At 71.7% G+C, this 24,108-nt stretch carries 16 protein-coding genes; 8 read left to right on the top strand and 8 right to left on the bottom strand.

Annotated features, from left to right (window positions below):
* Window positions 1-23: 23 nt before the first annotated feature.
* Both ccrA and mce read right to left on the bottom strand, forming a co-directional pair.
* Window positions 24-1,379: a crotonyl-CoA carboxylase/reductase gene (ccrA, locus tag ACIBTV_RS11395; RefSeq protein WP_396704024.1), complete on the bottom strand. Its 1,356-nt coding sequence runs from the start codon at window positions 1,377-1,379 to the stop codon at window positions 24-26.
* Between the two features lie 305 nt (window positions 1,380-1,684).
* Window positions 1,685-2,158, bottom strand: coding sequence for a methylmalonyl-CoA epimerase (gene mce / locus ACIBTV_RS11390; protein WP_396703900.1), 474 nt, complete (start codon window positions 2,156-2,158; stop codon window positions 1,685-1,687).
* A gap of 62 nt (window positions 2,159-2,220) precedes the next feature.
* Between mce and ACIBTV_RS11385 the strand changes: the two genes are divergently transcribed.
* From ACIBTV_RS11385 to ACIBTV_RS11360, 6 genes are all read left to right on the top strand, one after another.
* Window positions 2,221-3,411 (top strand): acetyl-CoA C-acetyltransferase, encoded by a 1,191-nt coding sequence (locus tag ACIBTV_RS11385; protein ID WP_396703899.1) that lies wholly within the window; start codon window positions 2,221-2,223, stop codon window positions 3,409-3,411.
* An 8-nt stretch (window positions 3,412-3,419) separates the two neighbouring features.
* Window positions 3,420-4,412, top strand: a complete 993-nt coding sequence (gene meaB / locus ACIBTV_RS11380) for a methylmalonyl Co-A mutase-associated GTPase MeaB (RefSeq protein ID WP_396703898.1) — start codon at window positions 3,420-3,422, stop codon at window positions 4,410-4,412.
* An 86-nt stretch (window positions 4,413-4,498) separates the two neighbouring features.
* The gene (locus ACIBTV_RS11375) at window positions 4,499-4,912 is read left to right on the top strand and encodes an Asp23/Gls24 family envelope stress response protein (protein ID WP_396703897.1); all 414 of its coding nucleotides are present in this window, start codon (window positions 4,499-4,501) and stop codon (window positions 4,910-4,912) included.
* A 93-nt stretch (window positions 4,913-5,005) separates the two neighbouring features.
* On the top strand, window positions 5,006-6,694 hold the full coding sequence (locus ACIBTV_RS11370) for a methylmalonyl-CoA mutase (RefSeq protein WP_396703896.1): 1,689 nt from the start codon (window positions 5,006-5,008) through the stop codon (window positions 6,692-6,694).
* A 217-nt stretch (window positions 6,695-6,911) separates the two neighbouring features.
* Complete coding sequence (locus tag ACIBTV_RS11365; protein ID WP_396703895.1) at window positions 6,912-7,823, top strand: tetratricopeptide repeat protein; 912 nt, start codon at window positions 6,912-6,914, stop codon at window positions 7,821-7,823.
* An 84-nt stretch (window positions 7,824-7,907) separates the two neighbouring features.
* Window positions 7,908-9,233 carry an arginase family protein gene (locus tag ACIBTV_RS11360; protein ID WP_396703894.1) on the top strand — a complete coding sequence of 442 codons (1,326 nt, stop codon included), beginning with the start codon at window positions 7,908-7,910 and terminating at the stop codon, window positions 9,231-9,233.
* Window positions 9,234-9,888: 655 nt separating this feature from the next.
* Here the strand turns inward: ACIBTV_RS11360 and ACIBTV_RS11355 are convergent.
* On the bottom strand, window positions 9,889-11,850 hold the full coding sequence (locus tag ACIBTV_RS11355; RefSeq protein WP_396704023.1) for a penicillin-binding transpeptidase domain-containing protein: 1,962 nt from the start codon (window positions 11,848-11,850) through the stop codon (window positions 9,889-9,891).
* Between the two features lie 291 nt (window positions 11,851-12,141).
* Here ACIBTV_RS11355 and ACIBTV_RS11350 point away from each other — a divergent pair, with 291 nt between their 5' ends.
* Complete coding sequence (locus ACIBTV_RS11350; protein ID WP_396703893.1) at window positions 12,142-17,199, top strand: NAD-glutamate dehydrogenase; 5,058 nt, start codon at window positions 12,142-12,144, stop codon at window positions 17,197-17,199.
* Window positions 17,200-17,259: 60 nt separating this feature from the next.
* On the opposite strand, the gene ACIBTV_RS11345 is transcribed toward ACIBTV_RS11350, so the two are convergent.
* Entirely contained in the window at window positions 17,260-17,961 is a 702-nt protein-coding gene (locus tag ACIBTV_RS11345) for a class F sortase (RefSeq protein WP_396703892.1), read from the bottom strand.
* Window positions 17,945-19,039: a hypothetical protein gene (locus tag ACIBTV_RS11340; protein ID WP_396703891.1), complete on the bottom strand. Its 1,095-nt coding sequence runs from the start codon at window positions 19,037-19,039 to the stop codon at window positions 17,945-17,947. The genes ACIBTV_RS11345 and ACIBTV_RS11340 overlap by 17 nt, the downstream gene beginning before the upstream one ends.
* A 515-nt stretch (window positions 19,040-19,554) precedes the next feature.
* Between ACIBTV_RS11340 and ACIBTV_RS11335 the strand changes: the two genes are divergently transcribed.
* Entirely contained in the window at window positions 19,555-21,303 is a 1,749-nt protein-coding gene (locus ACIBTV_RS11335; RefSeq protein WP_396703890.1) for a glycoside hydrolase family 6 protein, read from the top strand.
* 111 nt (window positions 21,304-21,414) lie between these two features.
* Here the strand turns inward: ACIBTV_RS11335 and ACIBTV_RS11330 are convergent, their stop codons facing one another.
* The 3 genes from ACIBTV_RS11330 to ACIBTV_RS11320 form a co-directional block, all read right to left on the bottom strand.
* A complete protein-coding gene (locus ACIBTV_RS11330) occupies window positions 21,415-21,798 on the bottom strand; it encodes a hypothetical protein (protein WP_396703889.1) in 384 nt (127 codons plus the stop codon).
* Between the two features lie 79 nt (window positions 21,799-21,877).
* Window positions 21,878-22,207, bottom strand: coding sequence for a hypothetical protein (locus tag ACIBTV_RS11325; RefSeq protein ID WP_396703888.1), 330 nt, complete (start codon window positions 22,205-22,207; stop codon window positions 21,878-21,880).
* Window positions 22,208-22,223: 16 nt separating this feature from the next.
* Window positions 22,224-23,882 (bottom strand): sodium:solute symporter family protein, encoded by a 1,659-nt coding sequence (locus ACIBTV_RS11320; RefSeq protein ID WP_396703887.1) that lies wholly within the window; start codon window positions 23,880-23,882, stop codon window positions 22,224-22,226.
* Window positions 23,883-24,108 lie beyond the last annotated feature (226 nt).

Here is a 24,108-nt window from a genome sequence, read left to right as displayed (position 1 = left end):
CGGGCTCCGCGCCGCCGCGACGGTCAGTGACCGCGGAAGCGGTTGATGGCGGTCTCGTGCCGGGCCCGCAGCTCCGGGTCGCGCACCCCCAGGCCGTCGCGCGGCGCGAGGCAGCGCACGCCGACCTTGCCCTGGTGGGCGTTGCGGTGCACCTCGTACGCGGCCTGGCCGGTCTGCTCCAGCGGGTACGTCTTCGACACCGTCGGATGCACCCGACCCAGCGCGACGAGCCGATTGGCCTGCCACGCCTCGTGATAGTTGGCGAAGTGGCTGCCGACGATCCGCTTGAGGTGCATCCACAGGTAGCGGTTGTCGTACTGGTGCTGGAAGCCGCTGGTGGACGCGCAGGTGACGATGGTGCCGCCGCGTCGGGCGACGTAGACGCTGGCGCCGAAGGTCTCCCGGCCCGGGTGCTCGAAGACGATGTCCGGGTCCTCGCCGCCGGTCAGCTCGCGGATGCGCTCACCGAAGCGCCGCCACTCGTCCTGGTCCTGGGTCTCCTCGTCCTTCCAGAATCGGAATCCCTCGGCGGCGCGGTCGATGACCAGGTCGGCGCCCATCTTCCGGCACAGCTCGGCCTTCTCCGGCGAGGAGACGACGCAGACCGGGATGGCGCCACCGTTCAGCGCCATCTGGGTGGCGTAGCCGCCGAGGCCGCCGGAGGCGCCCCAGATCAGCACCACGTCGCCCTGCTTCATGTTCGCGCCGTGGTGGGACACCAGCTGCCGGTACGCCGTCGAGTTGACCAGCCCCGGGCTGGCCGCCTCCTCCCAGCTGAGGTGTCGCGGCTTGGGCATCAGCTGGTTGGCCTTGACGACCGCCAGCTCGGCGAGCCCGCCGAAGTTGGTCTCGAAGCCCCAGATCCGCTGCTGCGGGTCGAGCATCGTGTCGTCGTGGCCGGCGGCGTCCTCCAGCTCCACGGAGAGACAGTGCGCGACCACCTCGTCGCCGGGCAGCCACCGGGTCACGCCGGGGCCGGTGCGCAGCACGACGCCCGCGGCGTCCGAGCCCACCACGTGGTACGGCAGGTCGTGCCGTCGGGTCAGGTCCGAGAGCCGCCCGTAACGCTGGAGGAACCTGAAGGTGGAGAGCGGCTCGAAGATGCTGGTCCACACGGTGTTGTAGTTGATGGCGCTGGCCATCACCGCGATCAGCGCCTCGCCGGGGCCGAGCTCCGGGGTGGGCACCTCCTGGACGTGCAGCGCCTTGCGCGGGTCCTTGTCCCGGGTCGCCATGCCGTCGAACATCCGGGTCTCGTCGGCCCGTACGACCACGCCCCGGTAGGTCTGCGGCACCGGAAGTCCGGCGAGGCCCGCGAGTTCGCGGTCCGGGTCGTTGGAGTCCTCCGCCGCCATGATCGTTTCGAGGATGTCCTGCACGGTGACCTCCCGTTCGTCCGCACCCGCGCGGGGCCTGGGTGCTGCCATCGTCGGCGCCGGTGCGACCGGCCGCCATGTCGTCGTCCGACACAACCGGCCGCCGGGGTCGCGTTCCTGTTGGAGGCGGACGTTACTGAACGGTAGCTAGGGCGGGAAGTCCTCTGTGAAAAATCGCATCGGCCGATGCGTGAAGGTGCCCGGGAGAACGTTGCACCGTGCAGTGACGTGCTCCCGGGGCCCGTTCCACGACGTCGGCGGCTCTTCGCGACCGGCCCGGCGGGACCGCCCGCCGGGCCGGTCGACGGTCAGTGGCCGGCGGCCGGCTCGACCAGCTCGACCAGGACGCCACCGGCGTCCTTCGGGTGCACGAAGTTGATCCGCGAGTCGGCGGTGCCGCGCCGCGGGGTGTCGTAGAGCAGCCGCATCCCGCGTTCGCGCAGAGCCGCGCAGGCCGCGTCGATGTCGACCACCGTGTACGCCACCTGCTGCACGCCCGGGCCGTTGCGGTCCAGGAACTTCGCGATGGTGCTCTCCGGCGAGAGCGGGGCGAGCAGTTGGACGCAGCCGCCCTCGGTGGTCGGGCCGACGGCCAGCATCGCCTCCCGGACGCCCTGCTCGGCGTTGGTCTCGGTGTGTACGCAGCGCATGCCGAACGTCCGCTGGTAGAAGTCGATCGCGGCGTCCAGGTCGGCCACGGCGATCCCGACGTGGTCGATCCGGCGCAGCCCGATGTCTGTGACGTAGTCCGCAGCGGGCTCGACGGGGGAGTTCTCAGCCATGGCGCTAGTCTGGCCGAACAATCGTTAAGGCGTACAGGTCGGCACCCCCCTCGGAGGCAGGTATGGCTTCGGTGATCATCAGCGGCGCGCGGACCCCGATGGGGCGCCTGCTGGGCAACCTCAAGGACCTTCCGGCCACGAAGCTCGGCGGCATCGCCATCAAGGCCGCCCTGGAGCGGGCCGGTGTGAGCCCCGACCAGGTGCAATACGTGATCATGGGGCAGGTGCTCCAGGCCGGCGCCGGCCAGATCCCGGCCCGTCAGGCGGCCGTCGAGGCGGGCATCCCGATGTCCGTGCCGGCGCTGACCATCAACAAGGTCTGCCTCTCCGGTCTGGACGCGATCGCCCTGGCCGACCAGCTGATCCGGGCCGGCGAGTTCGACGTGATCGTGGCCGGCGGCATGGAGTCGATGACCAACGCCCCGCACCTGCTGCTGGGCCAGCGCGGCGGCTACAAGTACGGCGACGTGGTGGTCAAGGACCACATGGCGCTGGACGGGCTCACCGACGCCTGGGACTGCTGCTCGATGGGTGAGTCCACCGAGCGGCTCGGCGCGAAGCACGGCATCTCCCGCGAGGAGCAGGACGCGTTCGCCGCGGCCAGCCACCAGCGGGCCGCCGCCGCGCAGAAGAACGGCCACTTCGCCGACGAGATCACCCCGGTGGTCATCCCGCAGCGCAAGGGCGACCCGCTGGTCATCAGCGAGGACGAGGGGATCCGGCCGGACACCACCGTCGAGTCGCTGGGCAAGCTGCGGCCGGCGTTCACGAAGGACGGCACCATCACCGCCGGCAGCTCCTCGCCGATCTCCGACGGAGCCGCCGCCGTCGTCGTGATGAGCAAGGCCAAGGCCAAGGAGCTGGGGCTGACCTGGCTGGCCGAGGTCGGCGCACACGGCAACGTCGCGGGCCCGGACAACTCCCTGCACTCGCAGCCGTCGAACGCGATCCAGCACGCCCTGCGCAAGGGTGGGCTGAGCGTCGCCGACCTCGACCTCGTCGAGATCAACGAGGCGTTCGCCCAGGTCGGCGTCCAGTCGATCCGCGACCTCGGGATCAGCCCGACGAAGGTGAACGTGAACGGCGGGGCCATCGCGCTGGGCCACCCGATCGGCATGTCCGGCGCCCGCCTGGTGCTCACGCTCGCCCTGGAACTCAAGCGTCGGGGCGGCGGCACGGGCGCGGCGGCGCTCTGCGGCGGCGGCGGGCAGGGCGACGCCCTGATCATCCACGTTCCGGCAGCGGGCGAGTGAGCGGAACCATGGCCGACGCCCCGACCGCCGACGCCGTCCCGGTGCGGCGCAGTCGGGACGTACCCCTGCTGGTCGAGCGGGCCCGCGCGGGTGACCCCCGCGCGGTGGCCCGCCTGATCACCCTCGTGGAGAACGGCGACGAGGTGCTGCGGGACATCGCCGCGGCGCTGGCGCCGTACGCCGGTCAGGCCCAGGTGGTCGGGCTGACCGGCTCGCCCGGGGTGGGCAAGTCGACCACCACCAACGAGCTGGTCCGCGCGCTGCGGACGCGGGGGCACCGGGTCGGGGTGCTGGCGGTCGATCCGTCCAGCCCGTTCACCGGGGGCGCGATCCTCGGCGACCGGGTGCGCATGCAGGACCACGCCACCGACCCGGGCGTCTACATCCGCTCGATGTCCAGCCGGGGCCACCTCGGCGGGCTGGCCGCCGCCACGCCGCAGGCGGTGCGGGTGTTGGAGGGTGCCGGCTGCGACGTGGTGCTGGTGGAGACCGTCGGGGTCGGGCAGGCCGAGGTGGAGGTGGCCTCGCTGGCCGACACCACGCTGGTGCTGCTCGCGCCCGGAATGGGCGACGCGATCCAGGCGGTCAAGGCGGGCATCCTCGAGATCGCCGACGTCTTCGTGGTCAACAAGGCCGACCGGGACGGCGCCGACGCGACCCATCGCGACATCCAGGGCATGATCGCGCTGGGCGAGCGCGGCCCGGGCGACTGGCGTCCCCAGGTGGTGCGGGCCGTCGCCGCGCGGGGCGAGGGGATCGACGACATCGCGGCGGCCATCGACAAGCACCGCGGGTGGCTGGTCGAGCACGGTGAGCTGCGCCGTCGGCAGGAGGCGCGGGCCGCCGCCGAGATCGAGGCCATCGCGCTGGGCGTGCTGCGCGACCGGATGGGCTCGCTGCGCGACGGTACGGAGCTGCCGTCGCTCGCGGCCAGGGTGGCCGAGGGTGCGATCGACCCGTACGCCGCCGCGGACCAGCTGCTGGAGCAGCTCGGGAGCTGACCGGTCCACTGCGGACCCTCCCGCCTTAGTACGCTCGCACCGCCCCTCGGAACCCCGGGGGGCGGTGCGACGTTTTGGGGGAGACCATGGCTGACGAGGCGACGCAGGCGCAGTCGGTGACAGCGGTTCCGGCGACGGGTGGGACGACGTCCGTCGACGACGACGTGCTGGAGAAGATCGCGGTGGCCGCTGCCCGGGCGGTGCCCGGTGTGACCGACCTGGGCGGGGACGCGGCGCGGATGCTCAACTCGGTGCTCGACCGGATCGGCCTGGACGACGTCGGCGACGCCACCCGTGGCGCCTCGGCGAAGGTGGTGAACGGCGGTGCCGTGATCGACCTGTTCATCGTCATCGAGGCCGGCCGCACGGTGCCGGAGGTGACCGAGGCGGTCCGCGCGAAGGTGACCGAGGCGGTCGAGGCGTACGGGCTGCGGGTCGACGCCGTCAACATCCGCGTCGACGACGTGGCGCTCGCGGAGCCGCCGGCACCGACCGCCTGACCAGGTTACCCACGGGTACCAGTTTACTTAGCGATCGTTCAGGCCGGGGCTCTACACTCGACGTGCAGTCGAGCTCGAGGAGGAGCCCCGCCCATGAACGCCGACGAGATCGCCGCCGGACGGGCCCGCTGGCAGGCCCGGTACGACGCCGCGCGCAAGCGGGACGCGGACTTCACCACCCTCTCCGGGATGACCGTCGACCCGGTCTACGGGCCGCCGGAGGGCGTCGCCTACCCGGGCTTCGAGCGCATCGGGTGGCCGGGCGAGTACCCGTACACCCGGGGTCTGTACCCGACCGGCTACCGCGGGCGGACCTGGACCATCCGGCAGTTCGCCGGCTTCGGCAACGCCCGGCAGACCAACGAGCGCTACAAGATGATCCTCGGGGCCGGCGGCGGCGGGCTCTCCGTCGCCTTCGACATGCCGACCCTGATGGGCCGTGACTCCGACGATCCGCAGTCGCTCGGCGAGGTCGGCCACTGCGGCGTCGCGGTGGACAGCGCCGCCGACATGGAGGTGCTGTTCGACGGCATCGACCTGGCCGGCGTCACCACCTCCATGACCATCTCCGGCCCGGCGGTGCCGGTCTTCTGTATGTACCTGGTCGCCGCCGAGCGGCAGGGCGCCGACCTGTCGAGCCTGGACGGCACGCTCCAGACCGACATCTTCAAGGAGTACATCGCGCAGAAGGAGTGGCTCTTCGACCCGGAGCCGCACCTGCGTCTCATCGGTGACCTGATGGAGTACTGCGCTCGGGAGATCCCGCGTTACAAGCCGCTCTCCGTCTCCGGCTACCACATCCGCGAGGCCGGCTCGACCGCCGCGCAGGAGCTGGCGTACACGCTGGCCGACGGGTTCGGCTACGTCGAGCTGGGCCTCTCGCGCGGGCTCGACGTCAACGTCTTCGCGCCCGGGCTGAGCTTCTTCTTCGACTCGCACGTCGACTTCTTCGAGGAGATCGCCAAGTTCCGGGCCGCCCGCCGCATCTGGGCCCGCTGGCTGCGCGACGTGTACGGCGCCACCAGCGAGAAGGCCCTCTGGCTGCGGTTCCACACTCAGACCGCCGGTGTCTCGCTGACCGCTCAGCAGCCGGTGAACAACGTCGTGCGTACGGCCGTCGAGGCGCTCGCCGCGGTGCTCGGCGGGACCAACTCGCTGCACACCAACGCCCTGGACGAGACCCTGGCCCTGCCCACCGACGAGTCCGCCGAGATCGCCCTGCGTACGCAGCAGGTGCTGATGGAGGAGACCGGGGTGACGAACGTGGCCGACCCGCTGGGCGGCTCCTGGTACGTCGAGGCGCTCACCGACAAGATCGAAGCCGAGGCGGAGGAGATCTTCGCCCGGATCCGGCAGCTCGGCGGCGAGGGCCCGCACCAGATCGGCCCGATGACCTCCGGCATCCTGCGCGGCATCGAGGACGGCTGGTTCACCGGCCACATCGCCGAGTCGGCCTTCGTCTACCAGCAGGCCCTCGAGAAGGGCGACAAGAAGATCGTCGGGGTCAACTGCCACACCGGCACGGTCGCCAAGGACCTGGAGATCCTCCGCATCTCGCACGAGGTGGAGCTCGAGCAGCGGCGGATGCTGGCCGAGCGGAAGTCCGGCCGGGACGACGCCGCCGTGAAGGCCGCGGTGGCCCGGATGGTCGAGGTCAGCCGCACCGGCGAGAACATGATCCCGGCGATGCTCGACGCCGTCCGGGCGGAGGCCACGCTGGGCGAGATCTGCGACGCCCTCCGCGCCGAATGGGGCACCTACCGGGAACCCGCCCGCTTCTAACTCCCGCCCCCCGTCCCCGCCCTCCTCTCCACGCGCGATCTTGCAGTTTCGGCCCCCGACAAAAGCCGCGGAAGCCCCGTAGCGCGGGCCGGAATCGCACGATCACGGGGAGGGGGGCGGTGGTGTCCGGGGAGGGGCGGTGAGCAGGGTGAGAACTGCAACTGTCGCCGTCGCGGTTGATCTGAGTTCGGCGGCGTCCGTGCGAGACTAGGTAACCATGAGCGACCCACGGATCACCTCGTCGATCTTCACACGCGGCGCGGTCGACCTCAGCGCGCTGCGCACCCCTGCCCCGACCGCCACGCCGGCCCAGGCGGGGCCGCCGGCGGGAGCCCCCGGCGGTGCCGTGGGCGGCGCCGGCGTCACCGTCATCGACGTGACCGAGGCGACCTTCCAGACCGAGGTGCTGGAACGGTCCCTGACCACACCGGTCGTCATCGACTTCTGGGCCGAGTGGTGCGAGCCGTGCAAGCAGCTGTCCCCGGTGCTGGAGCGGCTGGCGGTCGAGGGTGGCGGCGCGTGGGTCCTTGCCAAGATCGACGTTGACACCAACCCGCGGATCGCGCAGATGTTCCGGGTGCAGGGCATCCCGATGGTCTACGCCGTGATCGGCGGGCAACCCGTCGACGCGTTCTCCGGCGTGGTGCCCGAGGCGCAGCTGCGGCAGTGGATCCAGGCCGTGCTCAAGGCCGGTGGCGTGACCGTCGCCGAGGCGACCGACCCGCGGCTCGACGAGGCTGACGACGCCCTGATGAGCGGCGATCTCGACGCCGCCGAGCGGGCGTACCGCAAGATCCTGGCCGACGCCCCGGCGGACGCCGCGGCCGAGGCCGGTCTGGCGCAGGTCGGCCTTGCCCGCCGGGTCGCCGGGGCGGACCCGCGGGCGGCGCTCGCCGCAGCCGACGCCGACCCGGCCGACGTGGACGCCCAACTCCTCGCCGCCGACATCGAGGTGCTGAGCGGCCTGGCCGAGCAGGCCTACCAGCGACTGGTCGGTGTGGTGCGGCGCACCGCCGGCGACGAGCGGGAGAAGGTACGCCAACACCTGGTCGGTCTCTTCACCATGGCCGCCCCGGAGGACCCCGCGGTGGCTGCGGCCCGGCGGGCCCTGGCCAGCGCCCTGTTCTGAGCAGCGACACGGTTCCGAGCACGTAGCACGCCAGCGCGGGCCGGCGTACCGGCCGGCCCGCCCGACCTTCGAGGACGGGAGCTCATGATGCGCCGGATCGCCGTCCTCGACGCGCCGACAAATCTGGGTCTGCGACCGCCCACGCCCAGTTCCGTCCCCGGCTGCGGCAAGGCGCCCGGAGCGCTGCGCGACCACGACCTGCTGGCCCGGCTGAGGGCCCGGGACGCGGGCTGCCTGACCCCACCCCGCTACGACCCGGGCGACTGGCGACCCGGCGACGGGGTGTGCCACGCCCGGGAGATCGGGGACTATTCGCTGGCGCTCGCCGACCGGATCGGATCCATCATCGACCGGGGCGAGTTCCCGCTGGTGCTCGGCGGAGACTGCTCCGTCCTGCTCGGCTCCGCGCTGGCCATGCACCGGCTCGGTGAGGCGGTCGGCGGTCGTATCGGCCTGGTCTTCGTCGACGGGCACTCCGACTTCCGCCACCCCGGCAACGCGTCCTACGTGGGCGCTGCCGCCGGTGAGGACCTGGCCCTGGTCACCGGCCGGGGGCAGGCCGACCTGGCCGCGATCGAGGGGCGCCGGCCCTACTTCCGCGACATCGACGTGGTGGTGCTCGGCATCCGGGCCCAGGACGAGTACCGCCTCGATCTCCAGGCCGCCGGCATCATCACCCGCCCGGTGCCCGCGCTGCGCGCCGAGGGCGCCGCCCGCACCGCCCAGTGGGCGCACGAGCAGCTCGCCGACTGCGCGGGCTACTGGGTGCACATCGACGTGGACGTGCTCGACCCCGCGGTGATGCCGGCCGTCGACGCGCCCGACCCCGGCGGCATCGCCTTCGCCGAGCTGGAGATCCTGCTCGCCGGCCTGGTCGACACCCCGCACTGCCTCGGCGTCGAGCTGACGGTTTTCGACCCCGACTACGACCCGGACGGTACGTACGCCGCCGAGATCGTCAACACCGTGGTGGCCGGGCTGGCCCCGGTGACCGCGCCGGAGGCGGTACCGCCCCGGCTGCTTCCGGGCCCGTCCGCCGCGCCCGCCCCCCGCCGGGGCAACGGCCGCCCCGTCATCCCGCCGGTGGCCGCCGGTGCCGCCCCGGCTGTTGCCGTCCCGCCGCTGCCGGAGGTGGCCGTCCCCGACCACGGCGACGCCCAGGCCCGGACCGTCGACGCCGACGAGCCGGACCCGGTCGTTGCCTTCGGGCTGGAGCCGGTGGGCCCTCCCGCCTCGGCCGGTCCCGGCCGCCTCCGCCGACCCCCGGCCACTGCCGCCGGCCCGGCTTCGGGCTCGGGGTCGGCGCCGGCCGCGATCGGCGGATCGGCGCCGCTGATGGAGGCGCCGGAGCCGGACAACGGTCCGCCGCCCGACGAGGACACGCCCCGCTCGGCCGCCGGCTTCGCCTGATTCTCCGACCGGCCAGCACGTCCTCTCCGACCGGCCAGCACGTCGCGCTGCCGGTGTCGGTGTCGGTGCCTGTCGCGGCGGCGATGGCTGCTGCGGGCGGTGGCGGCTGCGGGCGGTGGCGGCCGGTTGACCACGGTGGCGAAGTGGCCCGTGGAGACTGTCGAGCTGCCCCATATCTGAGACGGTCTGCGCGGACGGGTGGGCCACGACAAGATCCACTCCGTTTCCTTGATGTCGCGGGGTCCTCGGCGGCCGGACACCACGACATCAAGGAAACGGAGTCGATCAAGCGACGGGGCGGCCGGAGTGCGCCGGGCAGGGCGCGCAGGGGCGGGGCGCGCAGGGCAGCGGCGGGGCGCGCCGGGCGGGGCCGCGCCGGGCAGGGCGTGCCGGGCCGCCTGAACCGGTCGAGTGTTGGCCGGGGCCGCGCACGCCTGGCCGGCTGCGCTGGCTCGGGTGTGTGGGTCGCGGGGTGCCGGGGCCGGGCAGGCCGGGCGGGCTGCGCCGGCTCAAATGCGCCGGTCCGGGGTGTCGGGCTGCCCTGTGTCGGGCTGCCCTCCGCCGGGCCGCCTGTGTCGGGCAGCCTGCGCCCAGGGCCCCGGCGCGGGCGGGTCGGCCGGGGTCCGTGGGTGCGGTGTGCCGCCGCTCGGGCGGGTCAGCGGGGGAGGGCGCGGAGGAAGCGCTCAGCGATCGGGACCGCGGAGGCGGTGCTCGACCCGCCCTGCTCGACGAAGACGGCGAACGCCACGTCGCCCTGCCAGCCGACGAACCAGGCGTGGGTGTGGGCGGGGTTGTTGTCGTACTCGGCGGTGCCGGTCTTGCCGTGGACCGGCTGGCCGGGCACGTCCTTCAGGGCACTGCCGGTGCCGGCGGTGACCACCTCCCGCATCATCGCCCGGACCGCGTCGACCGACTCCTGCTTGAGCTGGGGGCCGGCGCCGGCCGGCTTGGCCGGGGCCGGCTCCAACAGCAGCTTCGGCTGCTCGAAGCGGCCCTTCGCGACGGCCGCGGTGGCGGCGGCCATGGCCAGCGGGCTGACCACGGTGGTGCCCTGACCGAACGCGGCGGCGGCCTGCTCGGCCCCGGACCCGTTGGCGGAGACCTTGCCGCTGAACGCGTCGACGCCGAGGTCCCACTGGCCCTCCAAGCCCAGCGAGCGGCCGGCGACGGCCAGCCCGTCGGCACCCAGCTTCGGGGCCAGGGCCGCGAAGGCGGTGTTGCAGGACTTGGCGAAGTCGGTGCGGAACGGCACCGGCCCGAGCGCGAAGTTGTCGGAGTTCTTGAACGAGCGGCCCTCCACCGTGAAGGTCTTCGGGCAGTCGACGGTCGCGTCCGGGGTCACCGCGCCCTTGTCGAGCAGGCCGAGCGCGCTGACCATCTTGAACGTCGAGCCGGGCGGCACCTGGGCGGTGAAGGCCAGGTTCTCGCCGGTCGGGCCCGGGCCGTTGGCGGCGGCGAGCACGGCGCCGTCGCTGATGCGTACGGCCACCAGCGCGGAGCGCCGTGACTCGCCGCGCAGCGCCGCATCGGCCGCGTTCTGGGTGGCCACGTCGAGGGTGGTCTTCAGCGGCTGACCGGGCTCGGCCTTGTGCTGGAACACCTCGGTGCCGGTGGGCACGAGCTTGCCGTCCTCGCCGGCGTGTTCGAGGATCACGCTGAGGCCGGGCTTGCCGCGCAGCCGCTCGTCGTAGCGACCCTGGAGGCCGCCGTGGCCCACCAGGTCACCGGCGACGTAGCGGTCGGGGTGGGCGGTCAGGTCGTCGGCCTGCGCCGGGTCGACCGAGCCGAGCAGCGCGCGGGCGAACTCCCGGGTGGGGGCGAGGTCCAGCTTCTCGGACTGGAACTTGGTGCCGGGCAGGTCGTAGATGCGCGGCTTGATCTGCCGGTACGCCTCGTCGCGCAGCGTCACGACCTCGACGAACGCGCCCGGGTCGGCCTCGGCGAGCCGCTTGGGCAGGTCGGCGAGGTCCACCGCAGGCACCAGCGCCGGGCGGATCGCCCGGAACGCGGCGTCGAGCTTGCCGACCAGGTCCTTGACGTCGGGGACCTGGTTGGGCTGGACGCCCACCCGGACCACCGGTCGGGGCGCCACGATCGGCTGGCCCGCCCCGTCGAGCACACCGGCGCGCGGGCTCGGGTCCCGCCGCAACCCGAACCGGTCGCCCTCGGTGAGGTTCTCGTGCACCACCCGCGGCTCCCAGATCACCTGCCACTGGTCGTCGTCGCCCCGGGTCAGCCGCACCTCCCGGTCGTACGCCCAGGGAATGCCACCGGGCAGCGTCCACTCCACGCGGATGCCGGCGGTGGCGATGTCGGCGGTGATCTTCGGGTCGCCCCGGCGGCTCAGCTTGGGCGGGGTGGCCGACAGTTCGCCGGCGAGCTCCTTGAGCTGCTGGCTGACCTTGGTCGCGGGGATCTTGGCGCCGGCCGTGTCGACCAGGCCGACCGCCTGGAGGTCGCCCTTGCGCCAGCCGTCCAGGAAGGCGTCGACGCTGCGCTCCGGGCCGTCGCTGTCCGAGCAGGCGGTGAGCCCGCCGGCGGCGAGCGCCGCGGTGAGGAGCACGACGAGCGGAGCGCGGAGACGGTAACGCCCGGAACGGGGGTACGACAGGTGCATGGAGCGGGTCCTTCCGATCATCGAGCTCTCCTGCACGCTAGTACGCGCGTGCTGTCCCCACTGTCCCGTGATGTGCGGCGACGTGCGAAAAGACGGACCGGCGACAGTGTGATGAACATCGCGCGGCGGGGTACACCGCAAGCGGCCTACCTCGGACCCGCAACGGGTGAAAGGACAAAGTCCCGATCCGGACGTCCGGCTGGTGGTCCGCCAACGAAGGGCAACAACGGCAGGGCCTAGGCTGGGCGGAAGAATGACCCACAACGCGGTGGGTCGAGGGGAGTGGCACCGATGGACCGGCGTCCGGCGATCAAACCGGAACCCGACCTCCGGCAGGTTGACACCGGCCGGGACGACGACAGCTTCGATTCGGCGACCGACGGGGACGGCTACGGCCGGCTCGACATGGGCGTTACCGGGCTGACCGGGTCGAGCATCGACACGATTTACGACCTCGGCCTACCGGCGGAGGCTCTGGCCGACGACGCGGAGGATTCCGAGCTCGACGAGCCGGTACCCAACGCGGAGCGCCTGGTGGCCCAGGCCGTCACGCTCGCCGGGGACGACCATGACGCGGCGACCCTGGTCAGCCGCTTCTGGCGGTTCGCGCCGGACGAGGAGCTGATCGGCTTCACCGCCGAGGAGATGCTCGACGCGGCCCGCGCGCACCGCGAGCTGGCCGCCCAGCGGGTGCCGGGCGAGCTGAAGCTGCGCATCCACGAGCCGGACGCCGAGCAGCACCACAGCGTGATCGAGATCGTGACGGACGACATGCCGTTCCTGGTCGACTCGGTGACGGCTCTGCTCAACTCCTACCACCTGGACGTCCACCTGCTGGTCCACCCGCTGCTGGTGGTCCGCCGGGAGCCGCTCGGCCTGCTGACCGAGGTGGCCGCGGACGTGGAGCCGGACGACGCGATCGCCGGTGACCTGGTGGAGAGCTGGATGCGGATCGAGATCGATCCGGTCCGCGACGCCGCCGAGCGGGACCGGCTGCGCCGCGAGCTCCAGCGGGTCCTCACGGACGTGCGGGAGGCGGTGGAGGACTGGCCGAAGATGCGCCAGCGCGCCCTCTCGATGGCCGATGAGCTGGCCGCCGCCCGCACCAGCGACAACCGTCCGCCGGTGCCGGAAAAGGACATCACCGACTCGGTGGAGCTGCTCCGCTGGCTGGCCCAGGACCACTTCACGTTCCTCGGCTACCGGGAGTACCGGCTGGTCGAGGGCGGGTCGGACGGCCCGGCGCTGGAGGCGGTGCTCGGCACCGGTCTGGGCATTCTGCGGCAGGACGCGCCGGACGCGCGGACGCTGGCCTCCATGACGCCCGAGGCGCACGAGAAGGTGCTGGAGAAGCGCCTGCTCATCATCACGAAGGCCAATTCGAGGGCGACGGTCCACCGGTCGGCCTACCTGGACTACATCGGCTTCAAGGTGTTCAACTCCGACGGCGAGGTCGTCGGGGAGCGCCGCTTCCTGGGCCTGTTCTCGACGGCCGCGTACCGGACGAGCGTGCGGGAGCTGCCGGTGGTCCGCCGCAAGGTGGCCGAGGTGCTGGACCGCTCCGGTCTGAGCATGCGCAGCCACTCCGGCAAGGACCTGCTCCAGATCCTGGAGACCTACCCGCGCGACGAGCTGTTCCAGATCAAGACCGACGACCTGTACCACGCGGTGATCGGTGTGCTGCGCATGGCGGGCCGCCGGCAGCTGCGGGTCTTCCTGCGCCGCGACGCGTACGGGCGCTTCATTTCCTGCCTGATCTACCTGCCCCGGGACCGGTTCACCACGCAGAACCGGCTGCGGATGCAGGACATCCTGCTGCGGGAGTTGAACGGCGTGGGGGTGGACTACACCACCCGGGTCACCGAGTCGATGCTCGCCCGGGTCCACTTCATCGTCCGGACCGACCCGACCAAGCCACCGGGTGACGTCGACGCCGACCTGCTCGCCGAGGAGTTGGCCGACGCGACCCGGTTGTGGGACGACGACTACCGGCTGGTGCTGGAGCGCAAGCTCGGCGACGAGCAGGCCAAGCACCTCTTCGCCCGGTACGCGGACGCGTTCCCGGAGGGCTACAAGGACGGTCACACGCCCTACGAGGCGATGAAGGACCTGGCGAAGCTGGAGCTGCTGGAGGAGCCCGGCCAGCTGGAGATGCACCTGTTCCGCAAGCAGCTCGCACCCCGGGCGGGCGCCCGGACGCCGGGTGACCTGGACGAGACGCTGGACGTCCGGTTCAAGGTCTACCGGTACGGCGAGCCGATGATGCTCTCCGCCGTGCTGCCGGTGCTGCACTCGCTCGGCGTGCGCGTCATCGACGAGCACCCCTACGAGGTCGACCGGATCGACGGCCGCATCTGGCTGTACGACTTCGGCCTGCACCTGCCCGAGGGGCACCAGGAGCTGGCCGAGGTGCGCCCGCACGTGGAGAACGCGTTCGCGGCGGCGTGGCGGGGCGAGGCCGAGGTCGACGGGTTCAACGAGCTGGTGCTGCGGGCCGGGCTCACCTGGCGACAGGTGGTGGTGATCCGCGCCTACGCGAAGTACCTGCGGCAGGCGGGCACGGTCTTCTCGCAGGACTACATGGAGCAGACCTTCATCGCCTACCCGCGCATCGCCGAGCTGCTGGTGGAGCTCTTCGAGACCCGGTTCGCGCCCGGCGAGGCCGACACCGAGCAGCGGCAGCGGCGCAGCGGCGAGCTGGTGGAGACCATCCGCGAGCAGCTCGACGACGTGGCCAGCCTCGACCAGGACCGGATCCTGCGGTCGTACCTGACGTTGATCCAGGCCACCCTGCGCACCAGCTTCTACCAGCGGCGCGAGGACGGGCGGCCAAAGTCGTACGTGGCGCTCAAGCTCGACCCGCAGGCCATCCCGGACCTGCCGGCGCCGCGACCGAAGTTCGAGATCTTCGTCTACTCGCCCCGGTTCGAGGGCGTGCACCTGCGGTTCGGGCCGGTGGCCCGGGGCGGTCTGCGCTGGTCGGACCGGCGGGAGGACTTCCGCACCGAGGTGCTCGGCCTGGTCAAGGCGCAGATGGTGAAGAACACCGTCATCGTGCCGGTGGGCGCCAAGGGCGGCTTCGTGCTCAAGCAGAAGCCGGGGGATCGGGACGAGGCGGTCATCTGCTACAAGCAGTTCGTCTCGGCGCTGCTCGACGTGACGGACAACATCGTGGGCGGGCAGATCGTGCCGCCGGTCGACGTGGTCCGGCACGACGGCGACGACCCGTACATGGTGGTCGCCGCGGACAAGGGCACCGCCACCTTCTCCGACATCGCCAACGAGGTCTCCACGGCGCACAGCTTCTGGCTCGGTGACGCGTTCGCGTCCGGCGGCTCCGCGGGCTACGACCACAAGAAGATGGGCATCACGGCCCGGGGCGCGTGGGAGTCGGTCAAGCGGCACTTCCGGGAGCTGGGGCACGACACCCAGACCGAGGACTTCACCGTGGTCGGCGTCGGCGACATGTCCGGCGACGTCTTCGGCAACGGCATGCTGCTCTCCGAGTACATCCGGCTGGTGGCCGCGTTCGACCACCGGCACATCTTCCTCGACCCGGACCCGGACGCCGCCACGTCGTACGCCGAACGGAAGCGGCTGTTCGACCTGCCGCGGTCGTCCTGGGAGGACTACAACCCTGAGCTGATCTCGGCCGGGGGCGGCGTCTTCTCGCGTACCGCCAAGTCGATCCCGGTCACGCCGCAGGTCCGCGCGGCGCTCGGGCTGGACGACGCCGCGGACCAGATCTCCCCGCAGGAGCTGATGCGGGCGATCCTCACCGCGCCGGTCGACCTGTTCTGGAACGGCGGCATCGGCACGTACGTCAAGGCGTCCAGCCAGACCAACGCGGAGGTGGGCGACAAGTCCAACGACGCGATCCGGGTGGACGGCAAGAGCCTGCGCTGCCGGGTGGTCGGCGAGGGCGGCAACCTGGGCTTCACCCAGCTCGGCCGCATCGAGTACGCGTTGACCGGTGGCCGGATCTACACGGACTTCATCGACAACGCGGCCGGCGTGGACACCTCGGACCACGAGGTGAACATCAAGATCCTGCTGAACAGCGCGGTCGGCGACGGTGAGCTGGACACGTCCGAGCGCGACGAGCTGCTGGCCGGGATGACCGACGAGGTCGCCGAGCTGGTGCTGCGGGACAACTACGACCAGGCGCGGGCGATCAACAACGCCCAGGCCCAGGCCGCCTCGCTGCTCCCGGTGCACCGCCGCATGATCAACGAATTGGAGCGGTCCGGCGCGCTGGACCGGTCGCTGGAGGCGCTGCCGCCGGACGAGGAGCTGGCGGTACGGGTCGAGTCCGGGCTGACCGCGCCGGAGTTCGCGGTGCTGCTCGCGTACGTGAAGATCGTGCTGGAACGGGACATCCTGGCCGAGGGCCTGGCCGACGAGGAGTGGACGACCGACGTCCTGGTCAACTACTTCCCGACCCCGATGCGCGAGCGCTTCGCCGACCGGATGTCGCGGCACCGGCTGCGCCGGGACATCGTGACCACGGTCCTGGTGAACGAGGCCATCAACCGGGGTGGCATCTCGTTCGTGTTCCGGGTGGTGGAGGAGACGGCCGCCTCGGCGGCGGATGTGCTCCGGGCGTACGTGGTGGTCCGCGAGGTCTTCGGCCTGCGGGAGCTGTGGGACGCGGTCGAGGCGTTGGACAACAAGGTCTCGCCCGAGCTGCAGACCAGCGTCTACCTGGACACGCGGCGGCTGCTGGACCGGGCCGTGCGGTGGCTGGTGACCAACCGCCGTTCGCCGATCGACGTGCCGTCGGAGATCCGGCGCCTGCGGGACGGGGTGGCCCGGCTCCTGCCGGGGTTGGAGAACCTCTTCTACGGCAGCGAGCGTGAGGCCATCACGGCGCACATCGACTCGATGACCGAGCGGGGGCTGCCGCGGGAGCTGGCTGAGCAGGCGACCCGCCTGATGTACAGCTTCGGCCTGCTCGACGTGGTGGAGACCGCGACCAGCAGCGGCCGGGACGTCGGCGAGGTGGCGTCGGTCTACTTCGTCCTCTCCGACCTGTTCCGGGTGGACTCGCTGCTGTCGAAGATCTCCCTGCTGCCGCGGGAGGATCGCTGGCAGACGCTGGCCCGTATGGCGTTGCGCTACGACCTGTACGCCGCGCTGGCCGCGCTCACCGCCGAGGTGCTCGGCTCCACGCCGGACAGCCTGCCGCCGCAGGAGCGGGTGCACCAGTGGGAGCAGTCGAACGCGACCTCCATCCACCGGGCGCAGCGGGCGATGGGCGAGTTCGACGAGTCGCGGGCGGACCTGGCCGCGCTGTCGGTGCTGCTGCGTCAGATCCGCACGCTGGTGCGGACCTCCGCCGCGGCCTGAGCCACGGACGCGGTCCGGCCGGTCGGTGCACACCGACCGGCCGGACCGTTTCGTGTCTCCTCAGGTCACCAGGCTGGCGAAGACGATGACGTTGTTCAGGTAGCTGCGCGCGGTCTCGTCGAACAGGCCCCCGCAGGTGACGACCCGCAGGCCGGGCCGGTCACTGGGGCCGTAGACCAGCTCGGTGGGGAAGGCCGTCTTCGGGTACGACCGGACCGAGTCGACCCGGAACGTGAGCGTCCTGCCGTCCGCCCGCTTCACCGTGAGGGTGTCGCCGGCCTGCATGGCGCCCAGGTCGAAGAAGACCGCGGGCCCGAGCTTGGCCGAGTCGACGTGCCCCATGACGACGGCGTTGCCGATCTCGCCGGGGCTCGGCCCGGGCTCGTACCAGCCGGCGAGCTGCGCCTGGTCCAGCGGGGGCACCTGGACCGTGCCGTCGGGGTTGGTGCCGAGCGACATGATCTGCGCGTCGACCCCGATCCGGGGAATGGTGATCGTGGTGGGCGCGGAACGGGGGAGGCCGGTCGGCGTGGGAGCGCCCTCGGCCGGCTGGTCCGCCTCGGTGGGCCCGGTGCCCGCGGGGGCCGCCTGCGCCAGGGGCTGCGGCGGCCGGGGCGCGGGCGGGGGCTTCATGGCGGCACCGATCATGCCGGCGCCGGTCATCGCGACCAGGAGGAGGACGACGGCGGTGCCGGCGGCGCGCCACGGTTTCCCGTGACGGCCGCCGGCCCGTGTCGCCGTCCCGTCAGACGAGGGACTCATCGGTCCGCCGGCGACGCATCAGCACGATCCCGCCGAGCGCGGCAGCGCCGAGCAGGCTCGCCCCACCGGCGGCCAGGCCCCGGTCGGTGCCACCGGTCATGCCGCCGTCTCCGGCGTCGACCCCACCGTGCGGCAGCACGATCAGCTCGCCCTCGCCGCACGAGCCCTTGAGCTCGTACTTGCCCGGCTTGGCGTGCTTGTCGACCTTGGCCTCGCCGTAGTAGACGAAGTCGCGCTTGTGCTCCCAGCCGTCCTCGCCCTTGCCGTAGTCGCCGGACTCCTCGCCCTCCCAGCCGTTCTCACGGTCCTTGGAGTCCCACGAGCCGTTCTCGTCCGAGCCGTACTCGTCCGAGCCCTTCTCGTCGTGGCCCTTCGAGTCCTTGTCCGACTTCCAGTCCGAGCCGTTCTCCTCGGAGCCGTACTCGCGGTCCTTGGAGTCCCACGAGCCGTTCTCGTCGTGGCCCTTCTCGTCCTTCTTGTCGCCCTTGTCGCCCTTGTCGCCGCCGCGGTCCTCGGCGTCCTGGCCGTGCTCGTAGCCCTGCCAGTCCTTGCGGTCCTCGCCCTTGCCCGAGTCCGCGGCGCCGCCACCCTGGCCGTACGACTGCTCGCCGTTCTCGTCCTTGCCGTTCTGGTCCTTGCCGTGCTCGTCCTTGCCCTTGTCGTCCTTGCCGTGCTCGTCCTTGCCCTTGTCGTCCTTGCCGTTCCAGTCCTTGCCGTGTTCGTCCTTGCCCTTGTCGTCCTTGCCGTGCTCGTCCTTGCCGTCACGGTCGTAGGAGTTCTCGTCGCCCTCGCGCCAGTCGCCGCGCTCGTCGCCGCGGTCGCCCTTGACCGGCTTCAGGTCGACCTTGCCGGTGACCTTTGACCAGACGAAGGCGTGTTCCTGCTTCTCGGAGCAGATCTCGAGGAGCTTGACCTCCTCGCCGGCCTTCACGACGTGCGGCTTGGCGATGACCTTGCCATCCCGGTCCTTGCCGTCGTGGTGACCGTCCGCGAACGCGATCCCCGGCGTGAAAACCAGGAGGGACGCGCCACCGAGGGCGGCGCCCGCGACGACCTTCCCGAGCATCTTCTTAGCCATGACCTGCGTCACTCCATCCCCTGTTGTCCTGAACTCGGCGACACCCGAGCTAAGGCCGACGTTAGACCGTTTCATGAGCTATGAAGGGAAAGATTCGTGTTTCTACGTTTGTTGGCAGTAGGACCTGTAAGCGCGGTAGACCCCGTTTCGCGGCATCGGGGCCCGGTCCACACCCGTTTGGGTACCCGATCCCCGTTCCTGCCCCGCGCTGCGTCGGCGTCGGGAGCAGCTATCGAGGGATTGCTATGGAAGCGCTCCCATGCAAGAATCGCCCCACGCGGTTTGGGGAGCCACACCGCGCAGGCAGGGGTCGAGGGCAACCGGTCCGCCGGAACGACACATTCCTGCCGCCGGTCGACCGGACCCGGTCGACCCGCACCACCACCAACACCGCCCGTCCGGGTCGGGCGCCCCCAAGAATCCCGTCGGTGCCGGCGGCCGTCCCCGGGGACGGCCATCGGGCCACCTCGCCGGGCCGTATCCCGGACCCGGACTCGCCCAAGGAGATCTGTGGCATGAATGTGTGGAGAAGGCTGTCCGGCCCACGCCGGGCGCTCGCGCTCGCCGGCGCGGGAACCCTGGTGGCCGGCGGGCTGGTGACCATCCCGGTCACCGTGGCGCACGCGGCGACCCAGTGCGACGTGACCTACTCGACCAACGACTGGCCGGGCGGGTTCACCGCGAACATCACCATCAGGAACGTCGGCGACCCGATCAACGGCTGGACGCTGGGTTGGACCTTCCCGAACGCCAGCCAGCGGGTGCAGCAGGGCTGGTCAGCGCAGTTCACCCAGTCGGGCAGCCAGGTCACCGCGCGCAACCTGTCGTACAACGGCAGCATCGCCACCGGCGCCTCGACCAGCATCGGCTTCAACGGGGCGTGGAGCGGGAGCAACCCCAAGCCGACGGCGTTCACCCTCAACGGCGTGACCTGCAACGGCGGAACCACGCCCCCCACCGACCCGCCGCCCACGGACCCGCCGCCCACCGACCCGCCGCCGCCCGGCACCAAGGTCGACAACCCGTACGCCGGGGTGCGCGGCTACGTGAACCCGGAGTGGAAGGCCAAGGCGGACGCCGAGCCGGGCGGCAGCCGGGTCTCCAGCAACCCGACCGCGGTCTGGCTGGACCGCATCGCCGCCATCAACGGCACGCCGGACAGCAGCTCCAACGGGGCGTTCGGGGTCCGCGACCACCTCGACGAGGCGCTGCGGCAGGGCGCCGGCTACATCCAGTTCGTGATCTACAACCTGCCCGGGCGGGACTGCTCCGCGCTCGCCTCCAACGGCGAACTCGGGCCGGACGAGCTGCCCCGCTACAAGGCCGAGTACATCGACCCGATCGCCGCGATCCAGGCCGACCCGAAGTACGCCAGCCTGCGGATCATCAACATCATCGAGATCGACTCGTTGCCGAACCTGGTCACCAACACCTCCGGTCAGCCGGGCGGTACGGCGATGTGCGACACGGTGAAGGCCAACGGCGCCTACGTCAACGGCGTGGGCTACGCCCTCGCCAAGCTGGGCGCGATCGGCAACGTCTACAACTACATCGACGCCGGCCACCACGGCTGGCTCGGCTGGGACAGCAACTTCGGTCCGACCGCCGACCAGCTGAAGGCAGCCGCCGTGGCGTCCGGCAGCACCGTGCGCAACGTGCACGGCTTCATCGTCAACACGGCCAACTACTCGGCGCTGCGGGAGCCGTACGTCAAGATCACCGACACGGTGAACGGTCAGACCGTGCGGCAGTCCCGGTGGATCGACTGGAACCAGTACGTCGACGAGCTGTCGTTCGCCCAGGCGTTCCGGCAGAAGCTGGTGTCGGTCGGCTTCGAGTCCGGCATCGGCATGCTGATCGACACGTCCCGCAACGGCTGGGGCGGCACCGCCCGGCCCACCGGCCCGGGCGCCACGACCAGCGTCGACACCTACGTCAACGGTGGCCGGATCGACCGCCGGCTACACGCCGGCAACTGGTGCAACCAGGCCGGCGCCGGCCTCGGCGAGCGGCCGAGGGCCAACCCGGAGCCCGGCATCGACGCGTACGTCTGGGTCAAGCCCCCGGGTGAGTCGGACGGCTCCAGCCGGGAGATCCCGAACAACGAGGGCAAGGGCTTCGACCGGATGTGCGACCCGACCTACGGCGGCAACGCCCGCAACGGCAACAACCCGACCGGCGCCCTGCCGGACGCGCCGATCTCCGGCGCGTGGTTCTCCGCCCAGTTCCAGGAGCTGATGCGGAACGCCTACCCGGCCCTGTGAGGGTGCCGCCCGCCTGCCGCCGGCAGTAGGTGAGGCACTCCGGCGGCAGGCGTCCCGGGTCCCCGGCCCGACCAGCTGCGGCGGTCGGGCCGGGGACCCCACGGGTACGGGTCAGGGGAGGGTCTTCTCCACCGCCGCCTGCCCCAGCTCGGCGAGGTCCCGCCGCGCCCGCTCCAGGTTCTCCGGCGTCACGTCCTGACCCCGCGCCATCACCAGGTCCTCGGGGTCCCAGGGTTGCTCCCCGCCGGTGCGGATGTTGTCCCCACCCGCACCCGTCCCGGTGCCGGTGGCCCCGGTCCCGGCCGCGTACGGGTCGCCGATGATGTCGTCGGTCGGCGCGCCCTGGTCACCGGTGTCACCCGGCTCCGTGAAGGCCGGATTGTCCCGGTCGGCGCCGCCGCCGGTCATGAGCTGCGGGACGGTGCTGTCGTCGTCCACCGCGGCGGCCATCTCGGGGCTCTCCTCCAACGGCGGTTGCCGGTCACGATCGGTCATGCTGCTGCCCTCCTGTCCCGGCGCGGTCCTGACCCCTTCCGGCGTACCCCGTGCGGCGGCCCTCATGCCCGCGCGGGCGTCAGCGCTCGCCGTCCGGGGGACCGACCACCCCGCGCTCCTCCGGACTGGCGGGCGGTTCGGCCGGGCGCAGCCACTGCCAGAGGAGCATCAACAGGCCGAACCCGAGCATGGCCAGGCCGGCCCAGAGGTTGATCCGTACGCCCTCCGCCTTGTCGATCTCGGCCTGGCTGTCGAACACCCCCACCAGGGTGACGATGATCCCGTACACCGCGAAGAGGCCGCCGATCACCCGACGGAGGTCGAACAGGCGCGCGGCGGCCGAGCGCCGCTGCTCCGCCTCGGCCCCGGTGACGTGCGGATCGCGGGCCGGCTCGCTGCGGTTGTCCATCTCGCGATTCCCTTTCCTAGAAGACCGGGATGTAGAAGACGATGGCGAGCGCCACGGCGATCACGCCGAGCAGCACGGGGGAGCGGTACCAGACCTGGTCCCCGGCGAGCACGTCGGACTTCAGGTCGATGCCGCCGGTGCCGTAGACCAGCCCGCGCAGGTCCTCGTCGCGCTTCGGCGCGGTCAGCGGGGTGAGGATCGCGGCGACCACGGCCGCCGTGCCGAACGCGATGCCGGCACCCCAGAAGCTCTCCTCCAGGTCGGAGTTGAAGTGGATGACTCCGCCCTTGTAGAGGAGGTAGGTGGCGAGCGCGGCCAGCGTGCCGAGCAGCAGGGACCAGAAGCCGGCGAGCGCGGTCATCCGCTTCCAGAACATGCCGATGATGAACGTGGCGAACAGTGGCGCGTTGAAGAGCGAGAACAGCGCCTGGATGTAGTTCATGATGTTGCTGAACCCGGCCGCGATGAAGGCGGTGCCGATGCCGATCACGACGGCGCCGATGGTGGCGTACCGGCCGACGCGGATGTAGTAGTCGTCGGACCGGTCCCGGCGGACGTACGCCTGCCAGATGTCGTACGTGAAGACGGTGTTGAAGCCGCTGACGTTGGCCGCCATGCCGGCCATGAACGAGGCGAGCAGGCCGGTCACCGCGACGCCGAGCACGCCGTTCGGCAGCAGGTCCCGCATCAGCAGCGGGATCGCGTTGTTGTACTGGAGGTCGCCGCTCGGCGCGCCCAGTCCCTCGACGGTCACCAGGGCGATCAGGCCGGGGATCACGGTGACGGCCGGGATCAGCAGCTTCGGGTACGCCGCGATGATCGGCGTACGCCGGGCCGCGCTCATGTTCTTCGCCGACAGCGCCCGCTGCACCTCCGCGAAGTTGGTCGTCCAGTAGCCGAAGGAGAGGACGAAGCCGAGGCCGAAGACGATGCCGATCCAGTGGGCGCCCAGCGGGTTGGCCGTGGTGGTGGTGTCCTGCCAGGCGTGCAGGCCGGCCTCCCCGAGCTTCGACTCGCGGACCTTGTCCATCAGACCCGAGACGCCGCCGACCTTCACGAGACCGATCACGGTGACCGGGATCAGACCGGCGAGGATCACGAAGAACTGGAGCACCTCGTTGTAGATCGCGCCGGAGAGGCCGCCGATGGTGATGTAGGCCAGCACGATGGCCGCGCCGACGATGATCGCCACCCAGAGCGGCCAGCCGAGCAGCGCCTGCATCACCAGGGCCAGCGCGTACAGGTTGACGCCGGCGATCAGCACCTGGGCGACCGCGAAGCTGATCGCGTTCAGCAGGTGGGTCGGACGGTTGAACCGCAGCCGCAGGTACTCGGGGACGCTGCGCACCTTCGACCCGTAGTAGAAGGGCATCATCACGATGCCGAGGAAGACCATCGCCGGCACGGCGCCGATCCAGTAGTAGTGGACCGTCATGATCCCGTACTGGGCGCCGTTCGCGGCCATGCCGATGATCTCCAGCGCGCCGAGGTTCGCCGAGACGAAGGCCAGCCCGGTGACCCACGCCGGCAGCGAGCGGCCGGAGAGGAAGAAGTCGACGCTCGTACGGATCGCGCGCCGGGCCGCTATACCGACGCCGAGGACGGTGACGAAGTAGAGCCCCAGGAGGGTGTAGTCGAGGGCGTTCATGTTCAACCGGAGTCCGCCGCCGTCCATCCCGTCACCTTTCGTCGCCGCGTCGCATGTCTGTGCTGCGCGCGCCGTATTACCCCTGGCCGCGAAATTCCACGCCCGCGTGACCTTCCGGTGCGGGATGGCCCGGTTCGCCCGGATCCGCGGGTCGAACGGGCGCGCGGGGGCGGGGCCCCCCCCCCCCCCCCCGCGCCCCCCGGGCCCCCCCCCCCCCCCCCCCCCCCCCCCGGCCCCCCCCCCCCCCCCCCCC

Origin of the sequence: Micromonospora sp. NPDC049366 (assembly GCF_044466625.1) — a bacterium.
Classification (GTDB): domain Bacteria; phylum Actinomycetota; class Actinomycetes; order Mycobacteriales; family Micromonosporaceae; genus Micromonospora.
The sequence above is the reverse complement of the archived record's forward strand: the minus strand, read 5'-3'. Positions and strand labels throughout refer to the sequence as shown.

Coding starts and splice junctions, on each gene's coding strand:
- meaB (WP_396703898.1), top strand. CDS start 3,420: ATGGCCGACGCCCCGACCGCCGACGCCGTCCCGGTGCGGCGCAGTCGG.
- ACIBTV_RS11360 (WP_396703894.1), top strand. CDS start 7,908: ATGATGCGCCGGATCGCCGTCCTCGACGCGCCGACAAATCTGGGTCTG.
- ACIBTV_RS11335 (WP_396703890.1), top strand. CDS start 19,555: ATGAATGTGTGGAGAAGGCTGTCCGGCCCACGCCGGGCGCTCGCGCTC.
- ACIBTV_RS11330 (WP_396703889.1), bottom strand. CDS start 21,798: ATGACCGATCGTGACCGGCAACCGCCGTTGGAGGAGAGCCCCGAGATG.
- ACIBTV_RS11320 (WP_396703887.1), bottom strand. CDS start 23,882: ATGGACGGCGGCGGACTCCGGTTGAACATGAACGCCCTCGACTACACC.
- mce (WP_396703900.1), bottom strand. CDS start 2,158: ATGGCTGAGAACTCCCCCGTCGAGCCCGCTGCGGACTACGTCACAGAC.
- ACIBTV_RS11375 (WP_396703897.1), top strand. CDS start 4,499: ATGGCTGACGAGGCGACGCAGGCGCAGTCGGTGACAGCGGTTCCGGCG.
- ACIBTV_RS11355 (WP_396704023.1), bottom strand. CDS start 11,850: ATGCACCTGTCGTACCCCCGTTCCGGGCGTTACCGTCTCCGCGCTCCG.
- ACIBTV_RS11385 (WP_396703899.1), top strand. CDS start 2,221: ATGGCTTCGGTGATCATCAGCGGCGCGCGGACCCCGATGGGGCGCCTG.
- ACIBTV_RS11370 (WP_396703896.1), top strand. CDS start 5,006: ATGAACGCCGACGAGATCGCCGCCGGACGGGCCCGCTGGCAGGCCCGG.
- ACIBTV_RS11365 (WP_396703895.1), top strand. CDS start 6,912: ATGAGCGACCCACGGATCACCTCGTCGATCTTCACACGCGGCGCGGTC.
- ACIBTV_RS11325 (WP_396703888.1), bottom strand. CDS start 22,207: ATGGACAACCGCAGCGAGCCGGCCCGCGATCCGCACGTCACCGGGGCC.
- ACIBTV_RS11345 (WP_396703892.1), bottom strand. CDS start 17,961: ATGAGTCCCTCGTCTGACGGGACGGCGACACGGGCCGGCGGCCGTCAC.
- ACIBTV_RS11350 (WP_396703893.1), top strand. CDS start 12,142: ATGGACCGGCGTCCGGCGATCAAACCGGAACCCGACCTCCGGCAGGTT.
- ACIBTV_RS11340 (WP_396703891.1), bottom strand. CDS start 19,039: ATGGCTAAGAAGATGCTCGGGAAGGTCGTCGCGGGCGCCGCCCTCGGT.